13 protein-coding genes are annotated in these 14,491 nt (G+C 65.2%); 6 read left to right on the plus strand and 7 right to left on the minus strand.

Going from position 1 to position 14,491, the window contains the following annotated elements:
* From EV191_RS21855 to EV191_RS21870, 4 genes are read left to right on the plus strand one after another with little or no spacing between them, the layout of a single operon-like run.
* Nucleotides 1-759, plus strand: a complete 759-nt coding sequence (locus EV191_RS21855; RefSeq protein WP_165913047.1) for an SDR family NAD(P)-dependent oxidoreductase — start codon at nucleotides 1-3, stop codon at nucleotides 757-759.
* Entirely contained in the window at nucleotides 752-2,119 is a 1,368-nt protein-coding gene (locus EV191_RS21860; RefSeq protein WP_132879018.1) for an amidase, read from the plus strand. Before EV191_RS21855 ends, EV191_RS21860 begins: the two co-directional genes overlap by 8 nt.
* Nucleotides 2,116-2,865, plus strand: coding sequence for an enoyl-CoA hydratase/isomerase family protein (locus tag EV191_RS21865; RefSeq protein ID WP_132879019.1), 750 nt, complete (start codon nucleotides 2,116-2,118; stop codon nucleotides 2,863-2,865). Before EV191_RS21860 ends, EV191_RS21865 begins: the two co-directional genes overlap by 4 nt.
* Nucleotides 2,862-3,686, plus strand: a complete 825-nt coding sequence (locus EV191_RS21870; protein ID WP_132879020.1) for a MaoC/PaaZ C-terminal domain-containing protein — start codon at nucleotides 2,862-2,864, stop codon at nucleotides 3,684-3,686. The genes EV191_RS21865 and EV191_RS21870 overlap by 4 nt, the downstream gene beginning before the upstream one ends.
* 58 nt (nucleotides 3,687-3,744) lie before the next feature.
* Here the strand turns inward: EV191_RS21870 and EV191_RS21875 are convergent, their stop codons facing one another.
* Genes EV191_RS21875 through EV191_RS21890 form a run of 4 tightly spaced genes read right to left on the minus strand, consistent with a single transcriptional unit; the run spans nucleotide 3,745 to nucleotide 7,868 of the window.
* Nucleotides 3,745-5,121, minus strand: coding sequence for an LLM class flavin-dependent oxidoreductase (locus EV191_RS21875; RefSeq protein ID WP_165913048.1), 1,377 nt, complete (start codon nucleotides 5,119-5,121; stop codon nucleotides 3,745-3,747).
* A 19-nt stretch (nucleotides 5,122-5,140) separates the two neighbouring features.
* Entirely contained in the window at nucleotides 5,141-5,887 is a 747-nt protein-coding gene (locus EV191_RS21880; RefSeq protein ID WP_132879108.1) for an ABC transporter ATP-binding protein, read from the minus strand.
* Nucleotides 5,888-5,901: 14 nt separating this feature from the next.
* Nucleotides 5,902-6,756 carry an ABC transporter permease gene (locus EV191_RS21885; protein ID WP_132879021.1) on the minus strand — a complete coding sequence of 285 codons (855 nt, stop codon included), beginning with the start codon at nucleotides 6,754-6,756 and terminating at the stop codon, nucleotides 5,902-5,904.
* On the minus strand, nucleotides 6,753-7,868 hold the full coding sequence (locus EV191_RS21890; protein ID WP_207894610.1) for an ABC transporter substrate-binding protein: 1,116 nt from the start codon (nucleotides 7,866-7,868) through the stop codon (nucleotides 6,753-6,755). The genes EV191_RS21885 and EV191_RS21890 overlap by 4 nt, the downstream gene beginning before the upstream one ends.
* A gap of 498 nt (nucleotides 7,869-8,366) precedes the next feature.
* On the opposite strand from EV191_RS21890, the gene EV191_RS21895 reads away from it, so the two are divergent.
* Together EV191_RS21895 and EV191_RS21900 are read left to right on the plus strand one after the other, a co-directional pair.
* Nucleotides 8,367-9,596: a YeeE/YedE family protein gene (locus EV191_RS21895; RefSeq protein ID WP_243659140.1), complete on the plus strand. Its 1,230-nt coding sequence runs from the start codon at nucleotides 8,367-8,369 to the stop codon at nucleotides 9,594-9,596.
* A 148-nt stretch (nucleotides 9,597-9,744) separates the two neighbouring features.
* Nucleotides 9,745-9,993, plus strand: a complete 249-nt coding sequence (locus EV191_RS21900; protein ID WP_132879023.1) for a hypothetical protein — start codon at nucleotides 9,745-9,747, stop codon at nucleotides 9,991-9,993.
* 109 nt (nucleotides 9,994-10,102) lie between these two features.
* On the opposite strand, the gene EV191_RS21905 is transcribed toward EV191_RS21900, so the two are convergent.
* The 3 genes from EV191_RS21905 to EV191_RS21915 form a co-directional block, all read right to left on the minus strand.
* Nucleotides 10,103-10,318, minus strand: coding sequence for a hypothetical protein (locus EV191_RS21905; RefSeq protein ID WP_243659130.1), 216 nt, complete (start codon nucleotides 10,316-10,318; stop codon nucleotides 10,103-10,105).
* Between the two features lie 69 nt (nucleotides 10,319-10,387).
* The gene (locus EV191_RS21910; RefSeq protein WP_132879024.1) at nucleotides 10,388-12,154 is read right to left on the minus strand and encodes a hypothetical protein; all 1,767 of its coding nucleotides are present in this window, start codon (nucleotides 12,152-12,154) and stop codon (nucleotides 10,388-10,390) included.
* A gap of 100 nt (nucleotides 12,155-12,254) precedes the next feature.
* Complete coding sequence (locus tag EV191_RS21915) at nucleotides 12,255-14,087, minus strand: hypothetical protein (RefSeq protein ID WP_132879025.1); 1,833 nt, start codon at nucleotides 14,085-14,087, stop codon at nucleotides 12,255-12,257.
* Between the last annotated feature and the right edge of the window lie 404 nt (nucleotides 14,088-14,491).

Here is a 14,491-nt window from a genome sequence, read left to right on the forward strand (position 1 = left end):
ATGGACAGTCGTCAGGTAGCCCTCGTCACAGCCGCGGCCGGTGCCGGGATCGGTTCCGCGACGGCACGCAGGCTCGCCACGGACGGTTTCGACGTAGTCATCACGGACGCGCACGAACGCAGGGCGACCGAGCTGGCCGACGCACTAGAGACCGAGCACGGCAGGCCTTTTCTCACCTACCCGCTCGATGTCACCGACCAGTCGGCGGTCGAGCAGGTGGTGGACTCGGTGGTTGCCGCGCGCGGTCGGCTGGATGTGCTTGTCAACAACGCTGGCTGGAGCAAGATCGAGCCGGTCGCGCAGATGTCCGTCGAGACCTGGCAACGGTGTCTCGATGTTGATCTCAATGGGACGTTCTACGCCATGCGGTTCGCCTTACCACGGATGATCGCGCAGGGCCACGGATCGGTCGTGAACATCAGCTCGATCGCGGCATGGGAAACCAGCACCGAACACGGCGCCGCCTATTCCGCCGCCAAGGCGGGTGTGCAGGCATTGACTAGGGTCGCCGCCGCAGAAAACGGCCCGCATGGTATCCGGGTCAACGCGATCGCGCCGGGACTGATCTACAACGAGTTCCTTCGCAAGATCTATCCGGACAGTTTCTTCGAGGGGTATGCGCAGCACCGCTCCATGGTGGGCCGCGTGGGACAGCCGGCGGATGTCGCCGGGCTGGTGTCGTTTCTGGTCGGTCCGGACGCCGGTTACATCACCGGCGAGGTATACGGGATCAGTGGCGGGGTATATCCCCATGGTTGATCCGCTGCTGCTACCCATCCGCGAGCTCACCGCGAGCTTCGCGGCCGGCGAACTGTCCCCAGCGGAGCTGACCGCCGATGTGCTCCGACGGATCGACGAGCTGGACGACCAGCTGCACGCCTACTTGACGGTGACCCCGTCGCTTGCCAGCAGCCAGGCCGAGGCGGCAACTATCGCGTACCGTGCGGACGACCGGCGACCACTGCTCGGAGTGCCGGTCTCCGTCAAGGATGCCTTCGAGGTGCGAGGTACGCGCACCACCTATGGCTCCCTTGTGCACCGTGGCAACACCGCGAGCGCCGATTCCGGCACGGTTCGCCGGCTGCGCGCGGCCGGTGCCGTTTTCGTTGGCAAGACCAATACGGCCGAGTTCGGCCAGTCCGCCACGACCGACAATCTGCTAGGCCCGGACACCCGGAACCCCTGGGATACCGACCGGACCCCAGGCGGTTCGAGCGGTGGTGCCGCCGCGTCCGTGGCCGCCGGGCTTGCCCATACGGCCTTGGGTTCAGACGGTGGTGGCTCGGTGCGGATCCCCGCCGCGTTCTGTGGGCTTGTCGGCGTCAAGCCCACGGTCGGTCTGTGCCCCAACGAGAACGGCCTGCAGGCCATGACGGAGTTCGTCAGCCCTGGGCCGCTCGTGTCCTGTGTGGACGACGCGCGGATCGTACTCGGTGTGCTCGCCGGCCGCGACTATCCCCGGCGCCCCACCGGCGGCTCGCTCCGGATTGCCTGGTGCCCCCGACCCGAAGGTCGCCCCGTACAGCCCGACCTCGCCGACTCGGTAGCCGACGTGGCGAAGCTACTCGCCGAGTCAGGACACCGGGTCACCGAATGCGATCTGCCAGTGCGTGGCTGGCAGGAGATCTTCGGACCGCTGGTACTCGACGACGAGCGGCGCCACCGGGGGGACTTGCTGGACACCGAGGTCGAGCTGACCGACTACCAACAAGCGACGTTGCGGGGTGCGAGGGAACTCGAGCCAGGGACGGTGACCGCGGCGCGCAGGGCGCTGATCACCTACCGAGCGGCCATCGCGGAGTTCTTCGAATCCGTCGACATCGTGCTCACTCCCACCACGGCCGTGCCCGCATTCCCCCTTGGTGAGCGTCCTCAGTCGATCGACGGCCATCCGGTCGGTGCGTTGTGGGGGGCCTTCCCGTTCGCCGCGCCGTTCAACGTGGCCGGTACACCTGCCCTCTCGCTACCCTGCGGCACCGTGGGTGGCCTGCCGGTGGGGGCCCAGCTCGTAGCCGCGCGGCATCGTGAACAGCTCCTGCTCGATCTTGCCGAGGAACTCGAGGTGGCGATCGGCTTCGACCGGACCCCGCTTCATCAAGCCACGGGGCGCGCCTCGTGACCGCCGGGCTCAAGATCACCCAGACCAACGATGTGTTGCGGATCGGCATCTCGGTACCGGACCGACGCAACGCTCTTTCCCGCGCCATGCTGCGGGAGATCCGATCGACTGTCGACCAGTCGCGAGACGCCCACGCTGTGCTGCTCACCGGAAACCACGAGACGTTCAGCGCCGGCGCCGATCTCCATGAGCTCACCGGCACCGCGGCCGATGCCACCTTCGACGACACCCTGACGGCGGCGTGCGAGGCGATCCGCGCCACACCGGTTCCAGTGATCGCCGCGATCGAAGGTGCCTGCATCGGTGCCGCCGTCGAACTCGCACTCAGCTGTGACATGACCATCGGTGGCGAATCGGCATGGCTGCGGGTCCCGGCGATTCGGTTGGGCCTGCTGTACAACCCGCGCGGTATCGAGCGGTTCCACCGGCGCCTCGACCGGGCGACCATCAGTCGGTTGCTGTTGTTCGGCCTACGCTGTACCGCGTCGGAGGCGGTGCGGGCCGGCCTGCTGGCCGAAGTGGTCAGCACCGGTACCGCACTGGCCAGGGCGGAACAGCTGGCCGCTGAGCTCCCACCTGCCCCGCGGCCAGCACTAGCGCACACCAAGGAGCTACTTGCCGCCCTGGATGAAGGGCGATTCGACGAATCGCACTGGCAGGCGATCCGGACCGGGTTACTCGAATCCCCCGAACGAACGAGCGCACTGGCGCAAGCGAGGCAACCATCGGAGGCAGCTGGGCAATGAACGCGACGACGAAGGCGGCTGATCAGCCACCGCGACTGCCCGACCTGGTTGGGCACGACCTGGGCACCCGCACCGCGCGGTACACCGAACGGGACGCGATGCTGTATGCGCTCGCGGTCGGAGCACCAGCCGAGCGACTGGGCCTGGTCTACGAGCGAGACCTTCGGGTGTTGCCCACGTACGGGCTCACGCTTGGTCTCTGGGCCGTCGAGGCGGCTGGTGAGATCGGCAGCTATGACCCGCTTCGTTCACTGCACGCCGCCCAGCGGTTGCGCATGTACCGGGAACTGCCGGCAGCCGGGACGGTCGAGTTGACTGGCCGAATCGCCGCGGTCTGGGACAAGGGCAAGGCGGCCATGGTCGATATCGATGTTGACAGCAGCTATTTCACCGCGACCTACTCGATTTTCCTGCCGGGTATGGGCGGCTGGGGTGGAGATCGCGGCCCCGCGAGTTCTCGTGGCGAACCAGCAACTGGCTGGCGCGCCACGTATCGCCTACCGGACAACCTGGCCGCGCTGTACCGGCTGACCGGCGACCGGCATCCGGTGCATATCGACCCCGAAGTGGCCACCGGATACGGATTCGACCGGCCCATCCTGCATGGGCTGTGCACCCTCGGGATCGCCGCACGCGCGATCGCGGACGCCGCTGACCGGCATCCGTGCGAGCTCACCGAATTGCGCGCCAGGTTTGCCGCGCCGGTTTGTCCCGGCGAAACGTTGGAGATCACGGCGGCGCCCGGCGAAGCCGGCACCGAATTCGCCGTACACGCGGGAGCGACCAGCGTTCTGGACGGCGGCTCGGCACGCTTCGCGTGACGCGAGCTGGCGAGGTCCGCCCAACCGCATTTCTCGAGGATATTGCGGTAAGTAACCGCTATGCGGAGCCGCTGCCGGAAAACAGCGGCTCCGAGCCAGCGGCATCCGGTTCATCGAACAGCCGGTTCGCCGGTCTCGGCAGGCCATAGAGCCCACGCAGGGTGCTCGCCGAATAATCGGTACGGAACAGGCCCTTCTGTTGCAGCAGCGGAACCACCTCCGCCACGAAGTCGGTCAATCCACTTGGCAGCACCGGGGGCATGATATTGAACCCGTCGGCCGCTCCCACGTGGAACCAGTCGGCAATGACATCGGCGATCTGCTCCGGTGTACCGGCGGTGATGTGGTGTCCCCTTGCTCCTGCGAGTGTATGCAACAGACTACGCAAGGTCGGGCGTTCCCTGCGCACCAGCCGAAGGATCAGTTCCGCCCGACTTTGTGCCGCTTGGACGGTACGGGGATCCGGCAGGTCGTCCGCGGACAGTCGCTCGTCAAGGTCCAGATGAGACAGATCGACACCACCGAATCGCGCGGACAGATGCGCTAGCCCGACCTCCGGAACGGTGAGCTCGTTGAGCTCCTGCCACAGCCGTTGAGCCTCGTGCTCCGTGCCACCGATGGCTGGACTTAGTCCCGGCAACACCCGGATACTCTCCGGCGAGCGCCCAGCCTCGACGGCCCGAGCCCGGAGGTCTCGAGCGAACTCAACCGCCGTTGCCTTTTCCAGATGTGCGGTAAACACCGCCTCGGCATGCGTTGCCGCGAACCGCCTACCTTCCGGTGACGAACCAGCCTGTACAAGCAGCGGATATCCCTGCGGTGGTCTTGGGATGTTCAGCGGCCCAGCAACCCGATAATGTTCCCCGGCGTGCGCGACTGCACGTACCCGAGCCGGATCTGCATATATCCCGTACGCGGCGTCATCGATCCGCGCATCATCCGCCCAGCTGTCCCACAGCTTGGTGACCACGTCGAGATACTCGAATGCCCGTGCGTAACGTTCGTCGTGCCCGAGCAATTGCTGGTCACCGTAGTTCGCCGCCGCACTCTGCAGCCAGCTCGTGACGATGTTCCAACCGGCTCGGCCACCGCTGATGTGGTCCACGGACGCGAACTGACGGGCCAGATTATAGGGCTCGGTATAGCTTGTGGAGGCGGTGGCAATCAGTCCGATGTGCTCAGTTGCGACCGCGAGCGCGGCCAGCGTGGTCAACGGTTCGAGGCCGCCGCGCGCGGCATGCGCAATCTCGCTGCCGACGGCGAGATGGTCAGCGAAGAACACCGAGTCGAACTTGCCACTTTCCGCGATCAGCGCGAGGTCAACGTAGTACGCGATATCCGTCAGCGGCGCAGTGCTCGCGCGCGAATGTCGCCAGGCAGCTTCGTGGTGCCCTCTACCGTGGACGAACAGGTTCAGGTGCATTGTCGCTGGCATACGGGTTTTACTCCTCAGGTCAGGAATCGTCGGTTACGCCAAGTGCTTCAAGCAGGTCGGCGCGCACCCGCGGCAGTGCGGGGTCTGCGCGGTCTCGCGGCTGTCCGCCTGGTATCGGCTGGTCGTGGAGCAGGACACCGGAGTCGATGACGAGTACCCGGTCGGCCAGGGCCAGTGCCTCGTCCACGTCGTGGGTGACCAGAAGCACGGCCGGGCGATGCTCGGCCACCAGCCGAAGCAGCAACCTGTGCATCCGCAGCCGGGTGAGCGCGTCCAGCGCGCCAAATGGTTCATCCGCAAGCAACAGATCGGGTTCACCCACCAGCGCTCGGGCCAGCGCGACACGTTGCTGCTCGCCTCCGGAGAGCGCGTTGGGCCATGCGCGTTCCCTGCCGGCGAGGCCAACATCGGCTAGTGCAGCCAGCCCACTCGCGCGCGCGTCCGGCCCTCGAAGCCCCAGGGTGACATTGGCCAGCACACGCTGCCAGGGCAGCAACCGGGAATCCTGGAACAGTACCGACCTATTCTCCGGTACGCCGACGGTACCTGAACCAGCGACGTCCTCGTCCAGCCGAGCCATGGATCGCAACAGCGTGCTTTTCCCGGATCCGCTCCGTCCAATCAGAGCAATGAACTCACCGGGACCGATATCGAGATCCACCCGATCCAGTACAGTCCGTTCACCATAGTGGCGACTCACCGCACGCAGCTGAACCACTGGCGTCACTCGTTCCGAGTCCCTCGACGTCGTGTCCGCGTCGATCATCGTTCGCCGATCGGTCATGATCCGACCGTCCTGCGCCAGGACAGGGATTTGCGCTCGGCAAACCGAACCAAGCCATCGGAGAGCAATCCGAGTACCGCATAGATCACCAGACCGACGACGATGATGTCGGTCTGGCCATAGTCGCGCGCCCTGGTCATGATGTAGCCGATCCCCTCGGTCGCGTTGATCTGTTCAAGTACCACCAACGCGGTCCAGCACATCGTCACCGCGAGCCGCAATCCGGTGAAGAACCCCGGCAGCGCGCCAGGAAGCGCGACCCTGCGGATGAACTCCGCCCTGCTGAGGCCGGTTGTCCGCGCCAGTTCGACATACCGGATATCGATCCCCCGCAGGCCCGCGTGCGTGTTGATGTACACCGGAACGAACACACTGCTGGCGATCACCACGATCTTCATCGTCTCGCCGATACCGAGCCAGAGGATCGCCAACGGAATGAGCGCGAGTGTCGGAATCGCGCGTTTGACCTGAACCAAACCGTCAATGGCGGCTTCACCGACACGGCTAAGCCCGGAAAGCAAAGCGAGCACGGTGCCGCCAAGCACACCAAAAGTCAGCGCGAGGTAAGCACGCTGAGCCGAGGCAGCAAGATGCGGCAACAGTTCACCATCGAGCAACATCTGGTAGCCGGTGCGCAGCGCCACCGAGGGTGCCGCCAACTGCCTCGGCGCCAGCCAGCCCGCTGTAGCGGCCAGTTCCCAGAGCCCAACCAGCGCGAGTGGCCCGATCAGCAGTCCGACCGGGCCGAGCCTGGCCGGGACCAGCCGGCGAGTACTGATCCGCGAGCGGGTCGGGGCTGACCCAACGCGCTGCCTCGATCGCACCTCATCGCGTTCGAGCTGAGAGGTCATCCGGCCGCCACCCGCCGCGCGCCGGCCGCCTCGACCGCTTCGTCGAGCACCTCATCGAACCGGGTGTCGAACTCGTCCTCGGCCGTCAGCCGTTCTGGGATATCGCCGGCATCGTGAATAATGTCAATACTGTCCTGCTGAATCTCGACGAGCTCACCGCGCAAGGGCGGGAACGTGAACGCGCCCTCCGATTCGACGACTGTCCGGCCATCCGCTCGGCTCAGCCGCTGATTGTCCACATGATAGGCGTCAATCCAAGTATCTGGATACTCCCGCGACCAAGTCACGGCGGCAACCCACTTGTACACGAAGTCCCTGATGGCCGCCGCCTTCGCCGGATCGCGGAGCGCCTCGCCGCGCGCGTAGAGATACTGCAGCCCGCTGGCCACGCCGTCGAGTTCCGCCTCGGGCACGGCGCTGGCACCTGCGTCCCGGTAATCCCGCAGATACCGGGTGAAATGCGGTTCGTTGAGCACCGCCACATCGACCTGGCCGGTGCGAATCGCGTCCGGAAAGTCCGCGGCCTGTAACGGAATCAGCTCGACGTCGGTGGGCTGCAGGCCGGCCTTTCGGAGTGCCCGCAACACGAACGGCTGCCGACCAGTCCCCTCTCCATAGGAAATCCGTTTTCCCGCGAGATCAGTGAGCCGGTCGACGGTCACGCCCGGGGCCACGGCAAAGCGATAGTCAGGTTTGGACTGTTTTCTGGCGGCCACGATCGGCACCGATTCACCGGCCGCATGCGCTTGGATCGGCGGAGTATCACCGACCGCCGCGAGATCGACCGAACCTGCGCGAATCGCTTCCAGAATGGCCGGGCCGCCAAGGAAGTTCGCGTACTCGGTGGCTGCGGCGAGTTCGTCGTGCGCCCCAGAAGCGCGCATCAAGGTCTGCACGGCCTCGTTCTGATCGGCTACCACCAGCTTGGTTCCCTGCGGCACATCGGTCGGCAGTGGTTCGTCCGGAGGCGGCACCAACTCCGACTCGGCCGCGGGTGCGCAGCCGGCCAGTAGCATGCCGACGATCGCCACCACGGCCGCCAGCCAGCCAACCGGATTCCCGGTCCGAAGTCGGCATCCAGCTAGCACATGAACCAACCCCTTCGCGGTCATGGACGTTCGCGCCGCACCAACAGGTACGGGCGGCGAGAGATTCGGAAAACACCGGGGGACGTCGATGGCACCTGCATCGACGCGATTCATCGGCGACACTAGGCGGTTTCCCAGTGCTTTGTCATCAGGTCCACGACGCAAACCCAGCAATTACCACACCTCGTGGTCAGCTCCGGCGACGTATCGTCACCACGTGGCGCGTCTTCGATAATTTCACACTGGAATTCTGCCTACCGCGATGCTGGTGCAGCCGGTCTACCGAGATCCAGATTTGTTTCGTGCGAAGTAAAACTCACCACGTAACCTCGGCGACGAAACCCGGGAACACGTCGAAAGCACCCAGAACGGCCTTCCACATCCTGAGACGCAAGGTGGTGCACATTTTGGGATGGCTGGGAAACGGCATGGCGGACGATTAGTCTCGCTTGGTCGAGTTCACAGCCATTGGGAGAGACCGTGTCGGCAATCCGACGTGATGAGCGCGTATCGAAATCCTTCCTGCGGCCCGCGCCGACCTCGGGCAGCACCACCGCGGCCGCCGCGGAGCCGGTACGTCCGGCACCGCTGGCGATCGCCGCTATCCTCGCGATCGGGCTGAGCTGGTATGTCTGGCATACCTACGGCGCGGTGTCCGGCGCACTGCTGATCGTCGGGCTACTGCTTGGCGCGGCGCTGTTTCACTCCCGGTTCGGCTTCACCTCGGCCTGGCGCCAGCTGATCTCGGTGGGAAATGGCGCTGGGCTGCGCGCACATGCGCTACTGCTCGGCACCGCGGCGACACTGATCGCCTTGATCGTGGTCAGTGGCGCTGGCCTGTTCGGATCCACACCACAGGTTTCCGCGGGACCCATCGGTATCGCGCTGTTCGCCGGAGCCGCCCTGTTCGCGATCGGCATGCAGCTGGGCGGCGCATGTGCTTCCGGAACGCTGTTCGCGGTCGGCTCGGGGCAGTCCACGATCGTGCTCACGCTGGGCGGGTTCATTGCCGGGTCGGTGCTCTACACCTGGGCGTTCCCGGTTTTCGATGGTTGGCCGGAAGTACCTGGTTTCCTGCTGTCCGAACATATCGGCTGGTTCGGCTCATGGGCCAGCACGATCGCGGCCCTGCTGCTCATCGTGCTGCTGACGCGGATCGTGCAGGCACGCCGCACACCCCCACCCACCGGATCGGCTCCCACCGCCACCGGACTCGCGCGGATCTGGCGCGGATCCTGGCCCCTGCTGGTCGGCGCGCTAGTGCTCGGGGTACTGGCCGCGGCGGTGGTGCTGGTATCCGGCGGCACCTGGGGCGTCACCTTCGCGTTCGCGCTCTGGGGCAGCAAGCTACTGCAGCTGGTCGGGCTACACCCGGAAGCGTGGAGCTTCTGGCAAGACCCGGACAACGCCCAGGCGCTCGCGAATCCCATCTGGGTAGACAAGACCAGCCTGACCAACATCGGCATCATCCTGGGCGCAGCCATCGCCGCAGCTGCCGCGGGCGCCTGGAAGATCCACACCGAGATCCCGTGGCGAACCGCGGTGGCCGCGATACTTGGCGGCATCCTGATGGGCATCGGCGCCCGGCTCGCCGGCGGCTGCAATATCGGCGCGTACCTCGGCGGCATCTCCACCGGTAGCCTGCACGGCTGGCTCTGGGGCGCGTTCGCGCTCGGCGGGACCTGGCTCGGACTCAAACTTCGGCCCCTGTTCGGTCTCGGTGTGCCGAAACCCACCGACAGCGCGTGCTGACCGTCAATCTAATTCCGTGAAATTAATTGCGGGATAGCCGCATAATCTCATTCGATGGAATCGAAATCGCGCCACCTATGACATATGGCATGCTTATCGCGGGGCCAGGACCACGCCATCAACGATATTTTCAAGGGTGCGTCTTACTATGCGAAATTCCATTGCCAGAGCGGTATCCGCCATCGCCTTGAGTGGCATCACCACCGTTGTTCTAGCGGCTCCCGCGTTCGCACAGGAAAACCCGACGGTCAACGATCCGGACGAGGTCGCCATCGTCGGTGAACCCGATACCAGCGATCTGCACAACGCCTACACCTTCGCCCCGCTGGGCGTTCCCGTGTTCGGCCTGCTTCAGTCCGTCAACGCGGTTCCTGGCAACATCCTGCCGGGAACGTAGCGCCGGTAGGACAATCACGGTGTAGCGAAAGGGGGCACGAAAGCCGCCCGGATACTGCTGATCCCAGTACCGGGCGGCTTTCGTCGTTTCCGAGCGTGGCAGACGTCGATCAGCCCGTTGCCGCGGTGATGACGCCGTACACCGGAGCGAGTACCTCGGTCGGCACTGTCGCCAATGGCGCGGCGAGCGGTCCGATATCGACACCGGGCAGCGCCCAGACCGGCGTGCTGCTCTCAACCGCTTCGGCCGAAGCGGCGCCAGCACCGATACCGAACAACGCCGCGGTACTCGCCATAACGACCAACACACGCGATGTCTTTCGCATCTTTGTATTCACCTCCTCGCTACTGTCGCTGGGCAGACCGCTCGGCGCCGTCGAGGCCGGACCAACGGATTACGGCTCGAGCGGTGCCGTGACGGGAACAACGGTGCCCCCGGAAATCCACAACCCAGCGCCGCCACCGCTCATCGGCATGCCTGGCGCATGTGGCTCCCCTGGATTCATCGGCATCACGTTCACCTGCGCGGTCGAGAAGATCCGCACATCGTCCCGTACATACTGTTGCCTGGCAGCCAACCAACGTTGAAAGCCCGCTGGCGAAGGACTGCTGGCGAAGGCACTCGCCACCTCGACGGTGTACTGCACCGCCATCGGCTCGCGCGGATCGAAGCTCAGTGGAACTCCGGCACCCACAACCTGCTTGACAATCGGCCCATGCAGCAGCCAAGGAGCGAGATACACGCCGTGGGTGTACGCCGGCTCTTCCCGCTGCGCGGCGGAGGCTTCCCGCAAGACCTCGAACGCGGATTCCCAGCCGGACACCACCACCAGCGCGGCGTCCGGTTCGACGCGGTCGGTCAGCCGCAGCCCGTGCCGCGCCGCCGCGGCGCGCACCCGCGCGGCGGCGGCAGCACCACGTGCCGAGTCGTCAGTGTCCAGCCGGATCGCGGTAACATCGCGCGCCGCAAGAAAATCCACGAGCTGGCGCAGGGCGACCACATCAGTCTGGGCCAGCCGATCGGCTGGACACTCGTCGAGTTCGAGAGCTCCGTCATCAAGAACCCCACCGAGCGCGGCCATCGCGCACTCCGGCCCGTCCACACCGGCCGCGGTCGGTAAACCGGCCGCCTGACCGGTATCGACCTCGACGGTGGCATCGGTCGAATCGGTGTGCAACACGAGGCTGCTCCGCCCAGCCGGCAGATCGACCTCCGCCCACCAACCCTGCGCTCCTGGCCGGCGGGTTACCTCGACACGACCACCCTCCGCGTCTTCCACGGAGACGCTCGTACCCGATCCCGTAGGCAGATGCACCAGATTGCGTCCCGGACGGTGCGGGCTGATCAGTACCGGAACCGATCGTTCGTCAAGTTCCGCGTTGGCGAGTACCGGAACGCCGGCAACGGGTAGTGGTGCGGGTGGCGGCATTGCCGCGAAGGTCGTCCACGCCAGAAACCCGATGAGCACCGCGGGCACGGCTCGGCGAAACACCAGGCTGGTGGAATCCGCGGTGTGTCGCGCGTGGACCGCGATCACCGCCAGCGCGAGACCTGGCGCCAACACCACGGTCAGTACGGCCCAACCGGCCACGGTAGCGAACAGCCGCCGATCGAAGGCGAGTCCGGAAAGGAGCAGCTGGATAACCCCGGCCGCGAGCAACAGCATGCCGAGGGTCAGCGCGATCGGCACCGGGCGCAGCGTCGCTCGGTGCCCGTCGTCAGCGGGAACCAGCCAGGTCACGATGGTGACACCGAACCAGCAGGCGGCACTAACCACGTACACGGTGTCCGCGGCGAACTCCACACCGGACCTGCCGAGGGCCGTTTCCACGACGACGAGTACCAGCAGCGCCGCGGACAGCCACCTGGCCAACGACGGCCACCGGGACACGAGCGGGATCGCTAGCGCCAGCACGGCATGCGCCCCCGCGACAAGTACCTGCGCGTCAACGAGCGGGATGGAAACCAGCGCCAGCACCGCGACCGCCCATGAACCCACATACAGCGCGCGGCGCGCACCGCCCGACATCGAGCCGACGAGCGGTCGCCACAACCCAAAGCCAGCGAGTAACGCGCTGCCGAGTAGCAGAAATAGCCGTACCAACAGAACGATACCGTCCACATCGGCGGAACCGGTGGCCGAAGGTGTTTCGTGATGCATGAACTTCTCTCTAACGGGGACCATGGGACGCCGGCCGGGTTGGTCACGACGGCAGAACCGGGTGGGCGCCGGCAAACCGGACGCCTACCCGGTTACCGCACTACTTCACGTCCTCGTCGGCGATGACGAACAGCTCCGAATGCGGTTTGGCGTTCCCAAAGTCACCGTGCGGCCACGACTTCCGGTTGAAGTTGATGCCTACCTCGCCGGTGACCTCATCCCGAAACGTCTCATCGAGCGAAGCCGAGCCGTCCTGGCCAAGGTTCACCATGTTGATCTTGTGATCTCCATCCAAACCGGACCGAGCGACGAAGTAATTGGATACCGCGAGCCGCTTCGGCTGCTCGGTCTCGTGATAGAAACCGTCCGCGGCAAGATCGAAGTTGTCGTAGGCGCCCCAATGTGGTCCAGCGCCAGGAGTTCCAGGGTTGATCGGCACGGCTCCGGCCACCGTGGGGCAGTCGGCGCCGCCGCCCCGCTCGGCCTGCTCTTTCGTGTCGATCGAGCACTCGACATCCTCGCCAGCGTCAAGCAACCGCTGGATGTCCAGCACATAGACACCACCGGTGGTTCCCGGGTCGTTCGGTCCGAGCGTGCCCTGCTGTCTGCCGGTGATCGCCCGGTACAGGAACCGATCGTCCGGACTTGTCTGGATCCAGCCGCCGTTCGAGCTCGCGCCGATACTGTCGTTTCCGGCGTGGATCGCCTTGTTCGCGGCCCCGTCGTCGAATACCTGGCGCCATTGCGGTTCGGCCGCGGTGATATCCGGTGTGTAGAACACCGCGCCACCCTGCATGGTTTGCGCGAACGCGCCCTTGTGCTGCGGCTGGTTGGTCACCGTCGTTTCCATCACCGCGCGGCTTTCCGCGTACAGCGGATCGTAATCCTCCGCGCGCGGGCCGTCTGGCAGGTACGACACCGACTTCAGCTTCGGCGCGTTGCGGTCCGAGATATCCCAGGTGCGCACCGTCGGACGGCGTAGGTATGGCGACGGCTGCTTGACCGGATCGAGAATGATATTCCGTGGTTCGGCGTAGTCGCTGGTTACCAAGGTGTCCAGGTCTTCCCTCGCCTGAATCCCATGTGGATTCGCGCAGGTTGGCTTACCGAGTCGCGGGAGGTTAACGCAGAGTTTCTCGTTGTCGCCTCCGGGCGTCGCTGCCGAGGTCTCGGAGAGCACCTGCGCGTTCTCGTCAAACCGGATGACGGCCCCCGGGCTACCAGCGAACCCGTTGCTCACCACCGTCTGGCCGTTGTCATAGGTATACGGCCCTGGGGCGACCGGACCACCCATGTATGTCCCGTAGGCCGTACCGTCCTCGAGTACCCAGTAGGCGTCCGGCACCGACCCGCCAGGGGTCTGGGTGGGCAGGCTGACCCCCTTCAGCTTCAGTTCGGGGAGCGCGCTGACATCGAACGCGTAGGTTGTCGCCGCGAACAAGCCGCCGGCGAAGATCGTGTCGCCCTTATGCCACACGTACTGCATATGATGCGGTTCGTTCTCGACGAGCGGGCCAACGGTCGCGGTGTTGACCACCTCGCCATAGGTCGCGGAGCCCTCGGTCGCATCGAGCACGGCCAGGAAGTCCGGGCCAGGTAACGCGTCCTTCACTTTGTCCAGCCCGCCACCGAGCGAACCTGGCAGGTTCTGCACGTCATCGACCGCGGTATCAGCGATGTTCTCATCACCGGCCCAGACCAGTAGCCACTTCTTCCGTCCGGTATCGCTGCCATCAGCGCGCGCGGACCCCGCGTTGCCGACGAGGTGGTTTTCTACCCAGTACTCTTTTCCGTCCGCGCCTTGCGTGGTGTCGGTCCGCACCTGGACGTCGGCGTAGGCATACCGCTCCGCCCCCGCAAGGGTGACCGTGCTGACCACCAGCGCGGCCGCAAGCGATCCGACGCCGAACCGCCATGCTGTTCTTTTGTTCATTATGTAATCTCCGGTTCCAGCCGAATACCGAAAGCAACTGGGCGAGTTCCCCGACCAGCGGAAGTTTCTTAGCAACGACCACACGGGAAACTAGCCAAAATAGGCATGCACGGCATGTTCTTGACATCGATAAAAATTGTCAAACATCGCCCGACACCTGGGATTCGCCCGGTTAGGTACTAGCGCTCACGGCATGCCATCCGGTCAAATCTGAATTGTGCAACCGGCGAAATAAACACATCGTCGATCGCCGCCTAAAAACCGCCGCGTGTGCATTCCAAGTCAGTACAACCGAGATATTTCTGAAACGAAGGAAAGAAAGTCCCACGTCCAGCGAATCGGGACGACGTAGGGGACCTGGGGGCGCCAACCGCGTACCGTAATCCCGTGTCCCGCGAGTGGGT

The sequence above is a fragment of the Tamaricihabitans halophyticus genome (assembly GCF_004340875.1).
Classification (GTDB): Bacteria; Actinomycetota; Actinomycetes; order Mycobacteriales; family Pseudonocardiaceae; genus Tamaricihabitans; species Tamaricihabitans halophyticus.